The sequence below is a fragment of the Photobacterium andalusiense genome (genome assembly GCF_900185625.1).
Lineage (GTDB): Bacteria > Pseudomonadota > Gammaproteobacteria > Enterobacterales > Vibrionaceae > Photobacterium > Photobacterium aquimaris.
Genome location: NZ_FYAJ01000001.1, coordinates 760,633 through 780,756, shown reverse-complemented (window position 1 = coordinate 780,756; position 20,124 = coordinate 760,633). Strand labels below are relative to the sequence as shown.

At 37.7% G+C, this 20,124-nt stretch carries 17 protein-coding genes; 8 read left to right on the top strand and 9 right to left on the bottom strand.

The genetic code is table 11. The features are described from left to right. Positions 1–135 precede the first annotated feature (135 nt). Positions 136–852, top strand: coding sequence for a DUF3581 domain-containing protein (locus PAND9192_RS03530; RefSeq protein ID WP_087852560.1), 717 nt, complete (start codon positions 136–138; stop codon positions 850–852). Between the two features lie 115 nt (positions 853–967). Here the strand turns inward: PAND9192_RS03530 and PAND9192_RS03525 are convergent, their stop codons facing one another. The 3 genes from PAND9192_RS03525 to nagE form a co-directional block, all read right to left on the bottom strand. Then, on the bottom strand, positions 968–2,305 hold the full coding sequence (locus PAND9192_RS03525; protein WP_087852559.1) for a sensor histidine kinase: 1,338 nt from the start codon (positions 2,303–2,305) through the stop codon (positions 968–970). After that, entirely contained in the window at positions 2,286–2,963 is a 678-nt protein-coding gene (locus tag PAND9192_RS03520) for a response regulator transcription factor (protein WP_087852558.1), read from the bottom strand. The genes PAND9192_RS03525 and PAND9192_RS03520 overlap by 20 nt, the downstream gene beginning before the upstream one ends. A gap of 170 nt (positions 2,964–3,133) precedes the next feature. Further along, complete coding sequence (gene nagE / locus PAND9192_RS03515) at positions 3,134–4,516, bottom strand: N-acetylglucosamine-specific PTS transporter subunit IIBC (protein ID WP_087852557.1); 1,383 nt, start codon at positions 4,514–4,516, stop codon at positions 3,134–3,136. 453 nt (positions 4,517–4,969) lie between these two features. On the opposite strand from nagE, the gene PAND9192_RS03510 reads away from it, so the two are divergent. After that, positions 4,970–5,692 carry a phosphatase PAP2 family protein gene (locus tag PAND9192_RS03510; protein WP_087852556.1) on the top strand — a complete coding sequence of 241 codons (723 nt, stop codon included), beginning with the start codon at positions 4,970–4,972 and terminating at the stop codon, positions 5,690–5,692. A 96-nt stretch (positions 5,693–5,788) separates the two neighbouring features. On the opposite strand, the gene PAND9192_RS03505 is transcribed toward PAND9192_RS03510, so the two are convergent. After that, entirely contained in the window at positions 5,789–6,145 is a 357-nt protein-coding gene (locus PAND9192_RS03505) for a helix-turn-helix domain-containing protein (protein ID WP_087852555.1), read from the bottom strand. 695 nt (positions 6,146–6,840) lie between these two features. Between PAND9192_RS03505 and PAND9192_RS03500 the strand changes: the two genes are divergently transcribed. Continuing rightward, positions 6,841–7,290, top strand: coding sequence for a DUF411 domain-containing protein (locus PAND9192_RS03500; protein WP_087852554.1), 450 nt, complete (start codon positions 6,841–6,843; stop codon positions 7,288–7,290). Between the two features lie 95 nt (positions 7,291–7,385). On the opposite strand, the gene PAND9192_RS03495 is transcribed toward PAND9192_RS03500, so the two are convergent. Both PAND9192_RS03495 and PAND9192_RS03490 read right to left on the bottom strand, forming a co-directional pair. Continuing rightward, entirely contained in the window at positions 7,386–8,345 is a 960-nt protein-coding gene (locus PAND9192_RS03495) for a hypothetical protein (protein WP_087852553.1), read from the bottom strand. A gap of 71 nt (positions 8,346–8,416) precedes the next feature. After that, positions 8,417–8,842 carry a MarR family winged helix-turn-helix transcriptional regulator gene (locus PAND9192_RS03490; RefSeq protein ID WP_087852552.1) on the bottom strand — a complete coding sequence of 142 codons (426 nt, stop codon included), beginning with the start codon at positions 8,840–8,842 and terminating at the stop codon, positions 8,417–8,419. Between the two features lie 105 nt (positions 8,843–8,947). On the opposite strand from PAND9192_RS03490, the gene PAND9192_RS03485 reads away from it, so the two are divergent. Both PAND9192_RS03485 and PAND9192_RS03480 read left to right on the top strand, forming a co-directional pair. Next, entirely contained in the window at positions 8,948–9,262 is a 315-nt protein-coding gene (locus PAND9192_RS03485; RefSeq protein ID WP_087852551.1) for a DUF3861 domain-containing protein, read from the top strand. A 160-nt stretch (positions 9,263–9,422) separates the two neighbouring features. Then, positions 9,423–9,785 (top strand): DUF4156 domain-containing protein, encoded by a 363-nt coding sequence (locus tag PAND9192_RS03480; RefSeq protein ID WP_087852550.1) that lies wholly within the window; start codon positions 9,423–9,425, stop codon positions 9,783–9,785. A gap of 50 nt (positions 9,786–9,835) precedes the next feature. Here the strand turns inward: PAND9192_RS03480 and yghU are convergent, their stop codons facing one another. Then, positions 9,836–10,693 carry a glutathione-dependent disulfide-bond oxidoreductase gene (gene yghU / locus PAND9192_RS03475; protein ID WP_087852549.1) on the bottom strand — a complete coding sequence of 286 codons (858 nt, stop codon included), beginning with the start codon at positions 10,691–10,693 and terminating at the stop codon, positions 9,836–9,838. Positions 10,694–10,743: 50 nt separating this feature from the next. After that, positions 10,744–11,418, bottom strand: coding sequence for a haloacid dehalogenase type II (locus tag PAND9192_RS03470; RefSeq protein WP_087852548.1), 675 nt, complete (start codon positions 11,416–11,418; stop codon positions 10,744–10,746). Between the two features lie 281 nt (positions 11,419–11,699). Here PAND9192_RS03470 and PAND9192_RS03465 point away from each other — a divergent pair, with 281 nt between their 5' ends. The 3 genes from PAND9192_RS03465 to PAND9192_RS03455 all read left to right on the top strand — a co-directional run bounded on the left by PAND9192_RS03465 (position 11,700) and on the right by PAND9192_RS03455 (position 15,934). Next, the gene (locus PAND9192_RS03465) at positions 11,700–12,398 is read left to right on the top strand and encodes a DUF2786 domain-containing protein (protein ID WP_060998017.1); all 699 of its coding nucleotides are present in this window, start codon (positions 11,700–11,702) and stop codon (positions 12,396–12,398) included. A 296-nt stretch (positions 12,399–12,694) separates the two neighbouring features. Next, on the top strand, positions 12,695–13,999 hold the full coding sequence (locus PAND9192_RS03460) for an inosine/guanosine kinase (protein WP_087852547.1): 1,305 nt from the start codon (positions 12,695–12,697) through the stop codon (positions 13,997–13,999). Positions 14,000–14,500: 501 nt separating this feature from the next. Then, entirely contained in the window at positions 14,501–15,934 is a 1,434-nt protein-coding gene (locus PAND9192_RS03455; protein ID WP_087852546.1) for an amino acid permease, read from the top strand. 91 nt (positions 15,935–16,025) lie between these two features. Here the strand turns inward: PAND9192_RS03455 and hrpA are convergent, their stop codons facing one another. Beyond that, positions 16,026–19,910, bottom strand: coding sequence for an ATP-dependent RNA helicase HrpA (hrpA, locus tag PAND9192_RS03450; protein WP_370738376.1), 3,885 nt, complete (start codon positions 19,908–19,910; stop codon positions 16,026–16,028). Between the last annotated feature and the right edge of the window lie 214 nt (positions 19,911–20,124).

Genomic DNA, 20,124 nt, shown 5'->3' with positions numbered 1-20,124 from the left:
TTTTTTATGTCTACTACTATTAATATGTATTTCGTCAATATATGTATTTACATTAATATCATCTGGCTAGACCATTAAAGTGATATTTATGATGTAGAATAGCAGCAGTCTTATTTTTAGGTATTATAAGTAAACATGTTTTTAGATTCATATTATTCAAATAACGACGGTGAATTATCTTTTACTCGTGAGCAAGCAAGCCATTTTGCAAAACGTGTAGCCGGTGACTTTAACCCGCTTCATGATGAAGATAACAAGCGTTTTTGTGTACCTGGCGATCTGCTTTTTTCGGTTCTTCTAGCCAACGTTGGTCTTAGCCAAAAAATGCGTTTCGAATTTGCAGGCATGATCAATGAATCAAGCTGCCTACTTATAGACATTAAATCCCCGACAGAACTTGCGGTTATCGACTGTACGGGCAAAGTCTACATGGATGTGATACGCAGCGGTGAAACAACAAAGGATGAGGTATTAATTTCACAAGTTACTAAAAACTATGTGCAATTTTCAGGAATGAACTTTCCACACATTATGGTACCTTTGATGAAATCAAAAGATATCATGATTAATCCCACTCGCCCGTTAGTGATCTATGAATGTATGGAACTTGATTTCACACGTTTAGATCTTAGTGCGCCAACCGTTGAATTAACTGACTCTATTATTGAAGTTGAAGGCAAACGTGGTAGCGTAACGCTTCATTTCTGCTTTAAAGAAAATGGTGAAATCGTCGGTACAGGCAGTAAACGTATGCTGATGAGCGGATTAAAGCCTTATTGCCAAGATGGTATTGATGATTTAGTTTCACGTTTTAATGAGCGTAAAGATAAATTTAATGCAACTAATAGCTAAATAGCCAATCTGTTTTCTATAAAAAAGCCCAATTAGCACTTATCTTTCTTATTGATAAGTATCAATTGGGCTTTTTTGTCTTACTGTTTTTTAGAACAATGACACTACGTTATTATTAATCACTCAACGTTGACACTAATTCAGACGCGAGTGGTAAATACAATCGAGACCGTAAACCGGGATTATTATCACTAAAAACCAATTCACCATTATGACGAATCACCACCGCCTCCACTAACGATAACCCTAATCCAAACCCTTGATGAGTTCGACTACGATCGGCACGAAACATTGGCTCACGAATTTTCTCTTTGTCTTCATCAGACACACCCATACCATTATCTGTCACAACAATACCAAAATGATCAACAATGACATTAATGACACCGTGCTCAGGTGTATATTTAATCGCATTTTCAACCAAGTTATAAACAGCTCGAAATAATAAACTTGGCTCACCTTGCAACCGGTATGGTTGATCCTCTCTAAATGTGAGTCGCTGTTTTTTTTCATCTGAAATAGGCAATAAAAATTCAACCACGTCACGGCACACTTGAGATAAATCGACCCACTCTTTATCAATCTGCTGCTTACCACTGTTTAAATTAGCAATTTCTAGCATGCCATTAAACATACTCAACAATACTTCTAAATCATCATGACAGGCTGCTAATTCATCCGTATATGGTTCAGTTGGTTGGGTTAACAATCGCTCGAGACGTAATTTCATTCGCGCAATGGGTGTACGTAAATCATGTGCCATACCCACAGAGAGTGCTTTTAACGATGTTTCTTTTTTCTCGACCTGTTCAATCAAAAAATTCAGATGAATAGTTAACACATCGAATTCATCATCATTGCTACTAACTGGTAGCTTGACTCCTTTTTCACCTAAAATAACTCGATTCATACCCTGATTAACACGGGCTAACTTCTTTAAGATTACAATTGCAAACAGTGAAGCTCCTGCCAACATAATAATGACTGGCACAGCTATTCCAGATAACAGCATCGGGATAACAGTCTGGCGATAGGCTTGCATAAATTGCGGGTTAATTTTTATCTCTAATTCCATCCCTCGTGGTAGCTTTACCACTTGAGATAGCTGCGTTGTTTTTCCTCGACTAAAAATAAATGACGCTGCAGGGTAACTTGCCACCTCATCAACAACAGGTTTTGTTGGTTGTATAATATAACTAAATGTGGTGTTGTTTTTGCTACGTTGCGTTATCGTTTTATAAAGTTCGGCGCTATTACCTTTGTTGAGCATCATCGTAAACAAATTAGCTTCATTGACTAAATCACGTTTTAATTGTTGGTGGTAAAACGTCTCTGAACTAACCACTACCTGATTAATAAATAAGATGAAAATAAAAGCAACACAGGTAATAAAATACATCAACACTTTAAAAATAGTTGATCGCGACAGGTTTTCAGGCCCGGCGTAAGACATAACCCGCCCCTCGAACAGTGTGAATTAAACTAGGCTCTCCTTCAGATTCTAATTTTTTTCGCAAATTGGCAATATGAACATCAATCACGTTGGTTTTTGGGTCAAAATGATAACTCCAAACGGATTCAAACAAGCTCATTCGAGAAACAACACTTTCAACATGTTCCATTAAATATTGCAGTAATAAAAACTCCTTCTGCTGTAAATTAATCAACCGAGACCCTCGCCATACACGGTGCGATTTTATGTCTAACCTTAAATCATCATAACTGTACTCAGAAGAGACAGTCGCTACGGTTTGCTTTCGTTTAACCAAAATATTAGCGCGCGCAACAAGCTCTGCTAATGCAAACGGTTTGGTTAAATAATCATCACTTCCTGCTGTTAGCCCTGTAACACGATCTTCAACACTGTCCATCGCACTTAATATTAATACTGGTGTTTGGTTTTCAGTAGCGCGCAACGCAGCAAGAACCTTTAAGCCATCAAGTTGTGGAAGCATGCGATCTAACACAATTAATTGATACTCACAGCTAGTTGCCATCATTAGTCCTTGATGACCATCTTCTGCTTCATCTACAACAAATCCCTGCTCACGTAATCCTCGAGCAACAAACTCACGCGTTGTTAGATCATCTTCAATTACTAATATTTTCATTAATTATTTATCACTCATTGGCTCTATGTTGCTTATTTAGATGATTATACACAGTCCATCGATGCTTTTTTAGATATAAAAAAACGGCCTACCAAAGGTAGACCGTTTGACGCGATCATAGGGGGAAGTTATGAAATCGCGAATACTGTATTTTGCTTAATCAATGATGCTTACAGTGCTTTCATTTGGTTAGCAATAATTTCAGCTTGTGGACCAATAATAACTTGAAGGTTATTTGAACCTACGTTTACTACACCCTTCGCACCTAGTTGCTTTAGCTTAGCATCATTGATGATTGAGCGGTCAACAATACCTAGGCGAAGACGTGTAATACAAGCAGAGATATCAGTTAGATTATCTTTACCACCTAGTGCTTCTAGGTATTGTACAGCTAAATCTACCTTGCTATCAGAGTCTGGGTTTGAATCTTCTTCTGGTGCATCTTCACGGCCTGGTGTTTTAAGATTAAACATCTTAATTGCGCCAACAAATACCACAAAGTAAATCGCACCAACCACTAGACCCATTGGAATAATTTCCCATGAGTTATGCGCTGCTGGCGCATTGTAGTTTAGAATGTAGTCAATTAAGCCAGAAGAGAAGCTAAATGCCATGTGAATGTTAAGCATTGATGCTACAACAATACTAACACCCATTAGAATAGCATGTACTACATACAAGCCAGGTGCTAGGAACATGAACATGAATTCAATTGGTTCAGTAATACCAGTTAAGAATGCAGTTAATGCTACACTCAATAACATACCACCAACAACTTTCTTATTCTCTTTCTTAGCCGTTACATAGAATGCTAATGCTGCACTTGGAAGACCAAACATTACTACAGGGAAGAAACCACTTAGAATACGTCCAGCTGATGGGTCACCAGCAAAGAAACGCGAGATCTCACCCGTAACAACCTGACCAGTCGCAGGATCTGTGTAGTTACCAAATACAAACCAAACCATACTGTTTAGGATGTGATGTAGACCAAGTGGAATCAATAGACGGTTAGCAACACCGTATACAAACTCACCAGGAACACCACTAGTAAGAATCCACTTACCTAAATGGTTGATAGCATCTTGCACAGGAGGCCATACAATGCTAAATGCAAAAGCAAGCACCAATGCAACTAAACCTGTGATGATAGGAACAAAACGCTTACCACCAAAGAAGCCAAGGAACTCTGGTAATTTAATTGCATGGAAACGGTTATACAATAGACCCGCACACACACCAATAATAATACCGCCAGCGACACCAGGGTCGACATCAGCATTAAGGGTTTTCATAGCAGCCATCATAATGAAGTAACCAACTGCTGCTGCGATTGCTGCTGCTGCTGAGTTATCTTTCGAGAAACCACCAGCAACACCCATTGCAAATAACAGTGCTAAGTTAGTAAAAACTGCCTGACCACCAGCTGCAATAAAAGGTATATTTAGTAGATCGGGTTGTCCAATACGCAATAGAATACCAGCAATAGGCAATACTGCGATTGGAAACATTATCGCGTTTCCGAGCTTTTGGAAATGTCCAAGAATACTCATTCCCTTCTCCATATCATCACATCAAAATTAATAAACAACATATGTTGTTTAAGCATGCATTAACCATACAGTAGTTAGCTAAACTTAGTTTAGGATAAACATTAAGTTTTCTTAATGTTTGCTCTATTTCACGTGACAGCCTTCACAATTTGAGAAAGATCACGATAACACTATAAAAAAAGTTACAAAAATTACATTTTATTAACTCAATATTTTGTTAATTATTCTCCTTTAATTTACTTTATTCATGTTACTAAAATGAGAAAGATGAACCTTACCTGACAAATAAGCATAGAATAAGTTATACAACGATATTCTTAATGACATTCGGTATAATTTATGCGAAAACAAGCTTTAGTTTTAAACCATGAAAAAATGTCAATTTTATGACAGTTTACTTGTTTTTTTGTGGCTTACTTAATAATTATATAATGACAAGATTGAACTTTCTCCATGATGACTTTTATATCCCAAAAATTACCTAACTTTATTGCATTAGCGTTATTTGCCATATTGCTTTTTATTGCTATCCATATAGTGCCAATACCAGCATTAACGACACCAGTTAGTAATGCTGCAGGCATATCATTTGCTTTATTAACAGACAGTGCTGGTAGTCCGTTCTTCCTTATCACTGCGGCATTGCTTTGCCTTATACCTGTCTTTTTAAAGTTACCTAAAAAAACCATCACTAAAGTATGGATTCAATTTGGTATTCTGCTTGTATTAAGTTTCGCCACTAAGACAATATTAAAACACGAGACTGCAATTCCTCGTCCTTACACTTACGAACTACAAGCCTTGCACCTTGTTGATTCACCTGCCGATTTCTATTCATTAGACTCTGCAGCAAAAGAGACTATTGTAAAACAAGCTGGAACATATATTAGTCCTTGGCGCTTACGCAGTTGGGAAGGTGAAACCAACTATTCATTCCCTTCAGGCCATACTATTTTTGCAGCTATCTGTGTGCTTTTCTGGGGTGGGTTCTTTATTCGTAGAGGTAATTATCTAGTTGCTGGTGGATTAATCATTTGGGCGACAGGGGTTGGCATTAGCCGTTTATGGTTAGGCATGCACTTCCCTTCTGATGTAATGGGCTCAATACTTTCAGCCGCTATACTGTATTTCTTTATCCCTGAATGGGATGAACATGCTAAGAAAAAAAAGAAATAATCTAACACTCTAGCAATTTAAAAAGGCTCATCACAATAATGCGATGAGCCTTTTTTATAGGTTAATATTTATAACCTTAGCATAGTGAGACTATCGTTAACTTGGCGTTGGAGTATGTTCATATTCAACAACTAGCTTATTACCCTCATAGGTGACTTTTTTAATCTCGCCATCAAATATAAAAGTGTTTTTTACGACTGAATGATTGAGTGTGCCTTTCTGTACTGCTTCACGTAATGAGGGAAGTATTAGCACTGGATCAATATTTAAAATACGGCAAAATTCGTTCACAAACTGATGTTGGATGACAGTATCACCCCGTAAAATGTCTGAAAACTCAAGTTGCGTTAACCCTAGCTTTTTAGCCATTTCAATTTGAGTAATACGCATTTTTGCTTTGTAGCTCATCCATGTATCATGCAAAACTTGACGATCTTTTTCAGTATATGCCATTTTCTTTCCTAAACGCTTTCAACGTATTGAATAAACCCATCGTTATTCATTCCACTGCGCGAGCGTAAATTTAAACGAATTGATTTTCTTCATCCATAAATTAGCTGTAAGAATATGTGTCTCATTATTCATGCACTAAATGTAATAATGGTGATTTAATACTTTATTACAAGTTATTTATTGTTGAATCGCATATTAAAATTATAATGCTCGCTCATTATTAGGATTGTTAGCATAAAAATGATACGTCATTGGTTATATTTTATTGTGTATAGTTTGCTTATCGTAACTGTATTTACTAATACAGCGTATGCTTACACCACAAAAATAATGCCAGCACCCATGTCGAATTGCAGTATGGAACATAGTACCTGCTGTGATAACACTGATGGTATCGTAACTAGTTCAATAATCACTACTGATTCAGCGTACTCTCATTGCAACGATGATTGTAATAGCGAGTGCTCATCACAGCACCAACCGGCTCTACTGCCTAACTTTAACTTTCTATCATGCAATCACACAGAAAGTCTTACTAATGCGCAGTATCAACTTACTCGTTATTACCATGAACCATTACTAAAACCACCGATGGTATGAATGTTATTCCAACTTTAGACGCTTAACTTACATCATCTATATTGCACTATTTACCTTCTAAAAGTGCAAAAACGTTACATTTTAGGAATGTCATCATGATCATCAAACATACGTTACTTGCCCTTACTGTTTTTATTTCAGCCACAGCAACAGCTGAAACTGCACCTATTATCAAAGGTACGAATTACTTGTCACCATATTGTGGCTGCTGTAAGGAATGGGTAACACATATGAAAGATAACGGCTTTGAATTAGAAAATGTTTACCAAGAAAACTTAACACCAACAAAAATTAAGCTAGGTGTATTACCTCAATATGCATCTTGTCATACCGCACAAATTGAAGGTTATACTTTTGAGGGCCACATTCCAGCGGCTGACATCAAGCGTTTTCTTGCTAAAAAACCAACCCGAATGAAAGGACTTGCAGTAGGCGGAATGCCGATGGGATCACCTGGTATGGAGTATGGTGATCAAAAAGATAGTTATAGTGTGGTTGCTTTTGATGACAAAGGTCGAACTATGGTATGGGCTCGACATAATTAATCGTCCCACCTAGCTAATTAAACAAACAAGCCCGCTTTTATCTGCCGTTACTCATAAGACGTTAACAGAATAGCGGGCTTTTTTATTTTGCAGCTTTACTGAAATAGTGCTCGATTAGGATCATCATTTTGAGCCCATAACGGCTCTAATTCGCGTTTTTCAAAATAAATCTGTAATCCATTGAAATAAGTAAAAGCAGTAAGCTCTGATTCTTTACTGAAATGTTCAAAAAACACCTCTTCATACTCAGCTAATTCAGCTAATGTTTGAATTCCACGGCTTAACGCCCATTGAATGGCATGTGGTGCAATCATAGTGCGATATAATATTAATTCTTTAATTTCAACTAAAGCAATATCCCGTTGTGCAGTTGTAGAATGTCGATGTGGTAACGCGTTTGCTTGTTCTTCTGCTAATAATGCCCGTAAACTAGCTAGACTTGATTCTCGCTCTGCTGGCGAATAGCCGTAAGTTGTTTTACAAAAACGTAAGGCATAAGTCATTTTTTCACGTCCAACCAGCTCAACCACCTGCTCAAGATATGGCTGTGGAATAGCATATAAAGCTGCTAATTGAGTTACGGCATGATTTAAACTGGTATAAATAATACCATCATATTCAAACTGAAATGTTGTAGTTACATCGTAACAAGGTAACCCATCAATATAAATCGGCCAACCGCTGTAGTTCACTCGCTCTTTAGCTATCTCAAACATCTTCCATCCGCTAATACGAAACCCTTCTAACGCTTTACCATCCATTTCTGACGATTCAAGCTCTTCTTTGGTCCAATTAACACCAATCTGTAGATGTTTATGATATTTCTTATGGAGCTGTTGTTTCACTTTGTCGCGCAGTAAATCTAAACTACTCACCTTTACCGCATTAGCAAAACTAAAGCACTCTTGGCAACATGGCAACATAATCGGTAAAGTTTGATTATCATAATTTGGAACAGCCATAAATGCATAACTGTCAAAATACGGCTCACCACAGAACCAACAGGTATGGCGATAGTCAAAAGGCACATCAATATTATGGTATGAAGAAGTCATTTATCTGCTATTTGTGATTGAAAATACATTGAGTATGATGCAAAGGCTGCCGTTCAACAACAAGCTGATTATTACTCACGAAGATTATGGATCATTTGTTTTGCTAGTTGTTGAAATAGTGCAATCTCATCAATGCTAATATTGTGAGTTATTTTTTCTTGCAACACAAAATCTATATCCGCTAATTTTTTTATAATTTCTATACCGCTATTCGTCACGCACAAGTATGAACTACGCTTATCTTGTGGGTTCGGTGCTTTACTGATAAATCCTTTATCTATTAACGTGCTAAGTAAACGTGTAATTTGTGCTTTATCACGATCTAATACTGTTGCTATGTCGATTGCTGTGCAAGGTGTGATGTTATTAATTATTTTAATCACACGTACATGCATTGGTGTAATATCAAGATTTAGCTGTTCAATCTGTTGATGTAATTGCCGTTTTAATGCATGTACCAATTGAAATAAATTATCTAAGGTTGTGTTGTTAACCATAACTAGCTCCTATCCTTCCTTTATGTAGTTGACAATGTCAATCACACTGCCTTATAGTTGACATTATCAACTACGTTAATGTTTATTTCAAATAGGATTTTATTTATGTCTGATAAAAATACTCACGAAAATGGTTATCGCATTACTATTGAAGAATTACAGCCTAAAAGTGCCATTCCAAAAACAATTCAATTTGAATTTCAAGATAGAGAAGACCTGTTTAATATCATTGATAATTTAAAACAAAATAGCGGTTTAGAGGAAGTTCAAGCAACAAAAATAGGTGTTTCATTACGGTTATTAGGTCCAATATTAATGGCAAACCGCAAGCATCCTCTCTTTATAGATTTTATGCCTTACTTTAAAAATTTTATGTTATTACTCAAAAATACAGTTAAAAAATCACCTACAAATAAATAACATCATTTGATTAAGTATTCGTTTATAAGACTAACCAGCACATAGCATCAAGATCGTGCAATAATAATGTTATATCTGTCTAACTACTGATTTTATTTGCTTGCCAGTTTCACTGTTTTACTTACACTCGCGCGACATTTATTTTGTTCGTGAACTTTACATGAAAAACATTCTGGTTAGCTCAATGTTAGCCTCAACATTACTATTAAGCGGCTGTGTTACTTTTCCTACATCTGAATCTAATCAAGTCAATGTGATTTGGGATGATGTAAAAGCAATAGAGAATTGTCAACGCTTAGGAATAGTATATGGCTCTGAAGGTCATTTTTATGATTACTGGTTCCATGCTGATAAAGATATGGTTTGGGGAACATTAAATCAAATGCGTAGTAAGGCTGCTGAATTAGGTGGAGATACAATCTATCTCTACCAGTCACTTGATTTCTCAAGTTCAGTAACCATGTTTGCCAATGCGTATTTATGTAACAGCGCTCCAGCAAAACCAGTCGTAAACAAACTGTAATAAAATAGACCTAAGAATAGCCATTTATATTAATGGCTATTCTAGAGTGCTTATGGTTTGTTTGACAATACATCAGTAATATCTTGAGCAGTATGACGTTCGGGCAATTGCTCCCACACTTCCCCCCAAGTTCGATTTACGATTCGTCCTCTTTGTACCGCGGGTCGATTAAGTATCATTGTTGCCCAACGTTGAACATGGACATAGCTTGCCACATCAAGAAACTCACCAGCATTATACAAAGAGTTTAATACAAGGTTGCCATACCAAGGCCAAATAGCGATATCAGCAATACTGTATTCATTACCTACGATATATTGATTATTTGCTAGTTGTTTATCAAGTACATCTAACTGGCGTTTTATTTCCATCGTAAAACGATTAATCGGGTATTCAAATTTTTGTGGCGCATAGGCGTAAAAATGCCCAAAACCACCACCAAGATAAGGTGCAGAACCTTGTAGCCAAAATAGCCAATTCATCACTTGCACACGATCATTACCTGAGCGAGGTAACAGAAAATCAAATTTTTCAGCCAAATAAACCAGAATTGAACCTGACTCAAATACATTAACGGCAGGGGTTTCTGAATGATCAACTAAAGTAGGAATTTTAGAGTTAGGGTTTATATCAACAAAGCCAGATGAAAATTGGTCGCCTTCAGAAATATTAATTAAATGGGCATCATAATCTGCATCCAGTTTTCCAGCTGCTAATAACTCTTCAAGCATAATTGTTACTTTTTGCCCGTTCGGTGTACCCATAGAATAAAGCTGCAATGGATGCTTACCGATCGGTAGTTCTTTATCATGCGTTGCACCTGACACTGGGCGATTAATCTGTGCCCACTGACCACCATTATTATTATCAAACTTCCATTGTTGTGGTGGGACATATTGATTGGTCATATTAACTCCTAACAACTGTTATTTGTTTACTTATAGTCGAATTGGTTACGCTATTGTTGATCTGCAATGATCATATCAACAAGATTCATCATTAACTTTGAATTCATTTTGGGCTTTAAATATAACGGATTATACGGCACACCTGTTCTATCAATATATGCAGCACTTAAACCTGCCGATAATGCACCATGTGTATCCCAATCATGGGTTGCGACTAAACATAATTGTTCTTTTGGTTGATGTAGCTTTTGAGCTGCAAATTCATAAACAACAGGATCAGGTTTAAAACTTCCCGTTTCTTCTACTGAAATAATCTCATCGAAATAATCTGTTAATTGAGCATTTTCTATTTGTGTTGTAATAAGGGTTAATGATGAATTGGATAAAGCAGCCACTTTAAAACCATGTTGACGCAATTTACTAAGAGCAGGCTTTACATCAGCATAAGCCGCTAAGTTTGAGAAAGCGCCAACAAGCTCTGTTCGTTTATCTTCTGTTAGTTGAACCTTATAACTAGCAGCAATCGTATCAAGAGTAATGCGGGCTAACTCAGCAAAATCGCTTTTCACCATTGTTGTAATACAAACCGTAGAAAGATGTAATAACTTGGAAAACCATAACGACAGCGCATCTTCGCGACCAAACGTTGCCTGAAATCTTGATTGTAAAGTACCTAAGTTTAGAACCGTTTCATTAATATCAAAAAGTATCACTTTCTTGTTCATATAATTACTCTTTACAATAACTTTAAACGCTTAAATGATATCCTTATCGTCGAATAACCATTCTTAACATTGATAATTCAACTTGTCCAATATTCTAATAACCAACCCTAAACCCTTTTACCTTTGACGTATTTTTACTCTCTACATTCAATTTTTACGACTAATTATCAATCCCCTATCGCAATTAATATCAATTCTCGCAGTTATCACAATTCCATACTTGTAGAATGAGGTCATAAAGCGGTAAAATATGTGCCCTCTTTTAGTCATGAGTATGTTTAATGTCAGAACAGAAGCGAAAGGCCCTCAAGAAAATTGCAAAATGCCTTGAGTTGGGTAACTCAGCAAATGTAAACGAAGCCGCCCAAGCCATTCGTATGGCTCACCGCCTCATGCTCAAATATGGTCTAGAAAAAGACGATATTGAATTCATTAAGATGGGCAAAACCAAATCAAAAACACTATTACCAACAGATATTAGTTCACAAATTCTAAAAATCATTCGTGGTATTAATCGTCGTTTTGGGGTTGAGTGCGTTCTAACTAACTATAAAGGGTTAAAACAAGCTGAGTTTATTGGAACTGCTGAGCGTGCTATTTTTGCAGCCTTTGCCTTTGATATTGTTTACCGTGAAATGAATCAACAAACAGGTCAATTCCGTAATAGCTTTGCTGGTACCGGTACAAGCACAGCAGAAGTAACGCGTCGCGTATCATCCTTTCTCGCTGGTTGGCTTGAAGGCGCATTAGAAAAGTTACCCGTATTAAATACTGATGATGATCATGACCAACGTATGGCCAACTATATCGATAAACAGTTTGAAAATTTAGATCGTGAAACGTTTAAAAAGCAACTTCAAGAAGCAATGAAAGCATTAACAGATGATTACGAAAAAGGCATGAAAAAAGGCCGTTCTATTTCTGTTAACCGCCCTGTTGGTGGCACAAGTGCACAACAAGAGCTCAAACGCTTAAACTAAATTTATCGTTTTTAAACAAAAAAGTCGCTTATGCGGCTTTTTTTATAAAAATTGATTGTAATAACCAGTCATAGCAATAAATGTCCTCTTATTATTTACCAATAAACCATACGAATTGAACAATAAAAACACCATTAAACTTACCTTATTGGTATCTGCGCGTAGCTTTTTGAACAAGTCGTTTAAAAAAACGGCAAAAGAATCTATTTCAATGTAAGAACATCAAAGAAGTGAGATTTGTCTCTCATTTTTATGATAGAATGAATCAAAATCCCTTATTTCTATAGCCTTTAGACATGAAATTTCCTGGTCAACGTAAGTCAAAGCATTACTTCCCTGTCAATGCTCGCGATCCATTGGTTGTTCAAATTCAACAAGAAAACCCATTAGCTAAATCACATCTTGTTGGCGTCGGCCAAACGATTGTTGATATTGAAGCCCGTGTCGATGACGACTTTTTAGCCAGACATGCTCTAAGTAAAGGCCACTCATTAGTTCTTGATGAAGATAAAGCGGAACTGCTGTATCAAGAATTAAAAGATCGTAAATTAATCAGCCATGAGTACCCTGGTGATACAATAGGTAATACGTTACATAACTATTCTGTATTAGCTGATGATAAATCAATTTTACTTGGCGTAATGAGCAAGGATCTTAAAATTGGATCTTATGCTTACCGTTACCTTTGTAATACTTCTAGCCGTATTGATCTTGACTACTTACAGCCTGTATGTGGGCCTATTGGTCGTTGTTATACGCTGATCACCAAAGATGGTGAGCGTACGTTTGCGATCAATGAAGGTCAAATGAATCAGCTACGTCCTGATAGCATTCCTGAATGTGCATTTAAGCAAGCTTCTGCTCTAGTACTTTCTTCTTATTTGGTTCGCGGTAAACCTACCGACCCAATGAAAGATGCAGCACTTAAAGCTATTGAATTTGCTAAAAAGAATAATGTACCGGTAGTACTGACTCTTGGCACTAAATACGTTATTGAAGACAAACGTGAATGGTGGATTGAATTCATCAAAGAACACGTTACGTGTATCGCAATGAACGAAGAAGAAGCCGAAGCACTTACAGGCGAAACAGATCCACTAATGGCTGCTGATAAAGCACTAGAATGGGTTGATATGGTATTGTGTACTGCTGGCCCTGCTGGTCTTTATATGGCTGGTTACACTGATGATGAGCTAAAACGAGAGTCAACGTTGCCGTTATTGCCAGGTCAAATTCCTGAATTTAATAAATATGAATTCAGCCGTCCAATGGCAAAAGCAGACTGTGAAAACCCTATTCGTGTTTACTCACATATTGCCCCTTACCTTGGTGGCCCAATGGAAATCAAAAACACCAACGGCGCTGGTGATGCTGCACTTTCTGCGCTATTGCATGATATGTCAGCAAACCGTTTCCATAAAATTAATGTGCCTAACTCTGCAAAGCATACTGCACAGTTTTTATCGTACTCTTCATTCTCTCAAATTTGCCAATACTCAAACCGCGTAAGTTACGAAGTGCTAATTCAACACGCACCTCGCCTTTCTCATGGTTTACCTGAACGTGAAGATTGCTTAGAAGAAGCATACTGGGAACGTTAATCAACACTGATTACCTCCTTCAAAAAAGAGCGAATTTTCGCTCTTTTTTTATGGTTGTTATTTTGTCATATCTTCCATCATCTAAATATTAAACCTTCGCAACTGGATTTAAAATAATAACCTCACTCACAATAACAACTGTAAATAACATACCTTCCCGCTAGTGTTTAAATAAATTTAATTACTTGATTAATAATAAAAAATAGAATTAACCGTAATAAATGATTCATTTTTTGTGCATTTTTGTGGGCTATTGATAATTTAATAACAACTCTTAACTAAGATCACATTGTCGACATTCAATCAACAGCAAACTGTGACCAAGTTAAAGGAAAAGCTTTTCGTCACTATATTTTAGTAAAACTTTTACTAAAATTCACTCCATGTTAACTAAGTTGATGGCATTAACACCATTAAGTTAGTAGTTTCTTTCTCGCAACTTTTGATAACACATTCATTGCTACCCAGAGTTATCATGGAAATGATTCAACGGAGGATATTATGTCTGAATCTATGCGCGGTACGATTGGAAAGTTTGCTCTATTGTCTATGACATTTGCAGCAGTATTCAATGTCCGTAATATCGTTAATAACAACATCGAGTTAGGGTTAAGTTCAGCACCCATTTTTCTTTTTGCTACACTCGTTTATTTCATTCCTTTTGTTTTCATCATTGCTGAATTTGTCTCTGCCAATAAAAACTCTGAATCAGGTATGTATGATTGGATCAAACAACCGCTAGGTACCAAAGCGGCTTACATGGGTTCATTTTTATACTGGTTTGTAAATCTATTCTGGTTTATCTCATTGTTACCTAACGTTATTGCTTATGCATCTTATGCAATGCTGGGCTATGAATATGCGTTCTCGCCAATGGTAACATCGATGATTTCGATTGTTTTATTTGCCGCCGCTACCCATATCTCAACCAAAGGTGCATCTTGGCTCGGTAAGATTTCAGAAATCGTTGCTTATGGTGTTTTCGCTCTTTTTGCCATTTACGTTATTGGTGCCTTAATGGCATTAAACGGTGATACACCACCAGCAGAACCAATCTCTTTAGAAGCCATGACCCCAACCATTAATTGGGCAACATTGGGCATTATGTGTTGGATTTTCCAAGCTGCTGGTGGCGCAGAAACTGCAGCCGCATACTTAAACGATGTCAAAGGTGGTCAGAAGTCATTTATTAAAGTGATCATTGCTGCTGGTGTACTTATTGGTAGTATGTACGCCATTGGCTCTTTATTGGTTAACGTATTTGTTGCACGAGGCGACTTAACTTACTCTGGCGGTATGGTTGAAATCTTTACTGGCATGGCACATTACTTTGATATTTCAGCGCCATTAGTCGGTCGTTTTGTTGGTATCGTACTGTTTATTGCTATGTTTGGTGCGATGATGATGTGGACTGCAGCACCGGTTAAAATTCACTTTTCAGAAATTCCTGAAGGAGTATACGGTGAAAAAACAACTCAGCTTAATAAACACGGTGTCCCTGTACGTGCGGCTTGGTGGCAATTTGGGTTTGTATTAGTGATGCTAATTGCTAACGGATTTGGCTCAGAGTCAGTTCAAGAAATGATGAGTACAGCAATTAACTTAACTGCGGGTACTGCAATGTTACCACCGATCTTTATTATGGTAGCTTACTTTGTATTCCGTCTTAAACATGATGATACTCCACGTGATTTCCGTATGGGCTCGCGTCTATTTGGCATGGGTATGGTGTCAGTACTGATCGTTATCTTCATCGTAAGCATGACAGCTTCTGCTTTCCCTCCTGGTGTCGATCTTGTTAAGGCATTCTTTATCAATGTGTTTATGACAGCTGTATTTGCAGGATTAGCTTACTTGTGGATTTATCGGTTTGAGAAAAAAGCAGCTCAAGCATCACCATCAATAAAGAGTAAAATTGCAACACAAACGCACTAATTAAGCATATTCCCCCAAAAACAAAAGGCCGATGCGGTTATCGCATCGGCCTTTTCATTTATAGGGTTTGTATTGCTACAAAATTAAGTGTCTAGCACTCATTAATGGCATTACGAACTCGCTTATCAGAAATAGGATACGGTGTTCCTAACTGTTGAGCAAAGAAACTCACCCGTAGCTCTTCTATCATCCAGCGAATTTCTCTGACTTTATCAGGTACCGGCTGCCCTTTCGGAATCTTATTTAACAGCTCTTTGTATTCATTAACTACTGATTCTATTTTCAGAACATGTACCCGATCTTTATTTGGATCAATCGGCAATTTTTCCATACGGCGCTCAATAGCACGCATATAACGTAAAATATCAGGTAAACGCTTCCAGCCACATTCAGTTGCAAAGCCTTTAAATATTAAGCTCTCAATTTGAGCTTTGATATCTGACATTGCAAACGCCATTCGTAAGTCAATACGACCTTTTAAACGCTTAGAAATATTAAATGCCGTTGTTAGAATTTCTTCTACTTGCTTAGCGATTTCAACTACAGTATCGCCAAGCTCTGCACGAACATATTCTTTCAATGCTTCAAAAGTTTCTGGCTGCCACGCTAAACCGCCTTTTTGTTCAATCAGCTTATCAATGCCACACGCAATACAGTCATCAATTAAATCAAGCACACGTCCGTATGGGTTAAAATACAAACCTAACTTCGATTTATTTGGCAAGTTTGAGTGCAAGTATTTAATCGGTGACGGTACGTTTAATAAAATCAAACGACGTTGACCTGCTTGCATTGCGTTGTGTTGCTCTTCTTCGGTTTCAAACAGTTTGATACCAACTGAATCTTTGTTATCTGTTAACGCAGGGAACGCTTTAACTTCAAAGCCTCCACGCTTTTGTTGGTAACGCTCAGGTAGCGCACCAAAGCTCCACGTCTTCAAACCCTCTTGTTCAATGTCATCATCAGCAACTTGCGATAAGGTCTCTTGTACTTTTTCTTTGAGGTTATCTTTTAGACCATAAATATCTTTGCTTTCACGTAGCTTACGATTGTGATGGTCAACTGCGCGATAAGTGATCTTAAGGTGATCAGGGATCTGGTCTAATTTCCAATCTTCACGAACAAGAGTCACACCCGTCATTCGTTTCAGTTCTTTCTCTAATGCGTCTAGTAATGGCATCTCCATTGGCTTAACACGCGCAAGAAATGCATCGGCATAATTAGGTGCTGGAACAAAGTTACGTCGTAACGTTTTAGGTAATGATTTAATGAGCGCAACCACGAGTTCATGGCGCAAACCAGGGATTTGCCAATCAAAGCCATCAGGCTTCACTTGGTTTAAAATCGCTAGTGGTACATGAACCGTCACACCATCGTTATCTTCACCTGGCTCAAACTGATAGCTTAATTTAAGCTTCAAGTTTCCTTGATGCCAGAAGTTAGGATAATCAAGATCTGTTACATGGCTTGCATCACCACGGAACAACATTTCACGTTCAAAGTTAAGCAGTTCAGGGTTTTCTTTTGACGCTTTTTTCCACCAGCTATCAAAATGACGCCCAGAGGTAACTTTTAAATCAATACGCTGATCGTAAAAATTAAACAACTCATCATCATCAATCAAAATATCACGGCGACGAGATTTATGCTCAAGCTCTTCAACTTCACGCAATAGCTTACGGTTTTGTTGATAAAACTTATGCTTAGTGTCCCAATCTCCTTCAACTAATGCTGAACGAATAAAGATTTCACGTGATAACGCGGGATCAATATTGCCGTAGTTAACTTTACGTTTAGCTACAACCGGAATGCCATAAAGAGTGACTTTTTCAAACGCATGTACTGCGGCTGATTTTTTCTCCCAATGCGGTTCACTGTAACTACGCTTGATCAAATGCTCGGCTAACGGTTCTACCCATTCAGGCTGAATTTTGGCACCAATTCGCCCCCATAAACGTGAGGTTTCAACCAGTTCAGCCACCATTACCCATTTCGGCTGTTTCTTGAAAATACCCGATCCTGGAAAGATATTAAAGCGAGCATTACGCGCACCCTGATATTCATTCTTCTCTTGATCTTTCATACCGATATGCGATAACAAGCCACTCAACAATGCGATATGAATACCATCATAACTGGCTTCATTACCGTTCATTTTTAACTCAAGCTCTTTAACGACTTGGTTAACTTGGTAATAAATATCTTGCCACTCACGAATACGTAAATAGTTTAAGTATTCTTTTTTACACAAACGACGGAAATGATTATTAGATAATTCTTGCTGTTGTTCTTGAATGTAATCCCACAGGTTCACAAACGTAACAAAATCAGAATCTTTATCGTAAAAACGACGGTGTTTTTCATCTGATTGTTGTTTTTTATCTGATGGACGCTCACGTGGATCTTGAATAGATAACGCACAAGCAATGATCATTACTTCACGTAACGAGCCTGTTTTAGGCGCCTCTAATACCATACGCGCCAAACGCGGGTCGATAGGCAAACGTGCTAACTGACGACCAAGATTAGATAAACGCTTACGCGGATCAGTTGCTTTAGGGTTAATTGCGCCTAATTCTTCAAGTAAACGAATACCATCTTGAATATTGCGATTATCTGGCGCTTCAACAAATGGGAAGGCTTGAATATCACCCAAACCTATTGCTGTCATTTGAAGAATAACTGACGCTAAGTTAGTACGTAGAATTTCTGGATCGGTAAACTCTGGGCGTGATAAGAAATCATCCTCTGAATACAAACGAATACAGATACCTTCTTGCACACGACCACAACGACCCATCCGCTGATTTGCACTAGCCTGTGAAATCGCCTCAATCGGTAAACGTTGTACTTTAGTGCGGTAACTATAACGACTAATACGCGCAGTACCAGGATCGATAACGTATTTAATGCCAGGTACAGTTAAAGAGGTTTCCGCTACGTTGGTCGAAAGAACTATTCGACGACCATTATGCGATTGGAATACCCTATTTTGTTCATTGGCTGATAAACGCGCATACAACGGCAAAATTTCAGTATGACGTAAATTACGCTTTTCTAATGCATCAGCGGTATCACGAATTTCACGCTCACCGTTCATGAAGATCAGAATATCACCCATGCCTTCATCGCACAGTTCATCAACTGCATCAAAAATAGCATCAAGCTGATCGCGATCGGTATCATCACCATCTTCAACAACAGGACGGTAACGCACTTCTACTGGGAAAGTACGCCCTGATACTTCAATAATAGGTGCATTATTAAAGTGCTTTGAAAAACGCTCAGGATCGATAGTTGCCGAGGTAATAATAACTTTTAAATCTGGTCGCTTAGGCAATAATTCACGTAAGTAACCCATGATAAAGTCGATATTAAGGCTACGTTCGTGAGCTTCATCGATAATGATGGTGTCATATTGACTTAAAAAACGATCGTGCTGAATCTCTGCCAGCAAAATACCGTCAGTCATTAACTTAACGTGGCTGCGCTCAGAGACTTGATCGTTAAATCGTACTTTATAGCCGACATGCGAACCCAGTTCACACTCCATTTCCTCGGCAATACGCGTTGCAACAGAGCGCGCAGCTAGACGACGTGGCTGAGTATGACCAATCATACCGTGAGTACCACGACCAAGTTCTAGACAGATTTTAGGTAATTGAGTGGTTTTACCTGAACCTGTTTCACCCGCTACAATAACCACTTGGTTGTGTTTAATCGCTTCTGCAATCTCGTCTTTTTTCTGACTAACGGGCAGCTGAGCAGGATAAATAATTTTAGGACGGTGATTGCGGCGTAATTCTACCGTCTGCATTGATTTAGCAATATCTAACGCAATTTCATCAAATACTGCATGCTTTGATTTTTCATTTTTAATTCTTGATGCGCCTTGTACACGTTTGTGTAGACGAAAACGATCGCGCATCATGCAATCTTTAATCGCAGACTTTAATGTTTTTTCATTATTTAACACGTCTGCTTGAGTTTGATTCGACTGACTCAATGTAATTCCTGTCTTTTCAATGACTAATTAATACCGATCATTCAAATACAACAATATACTCGGTATAACTTTGGCGATTCGAAATTTTTGTTAATTCTATCACAAATCAAACGGTGTGAGATCTGCTTAAAAGACAATTACTCACAACAACCTAATCAGTCATAAAAAAAGCCCATTTGTTGGC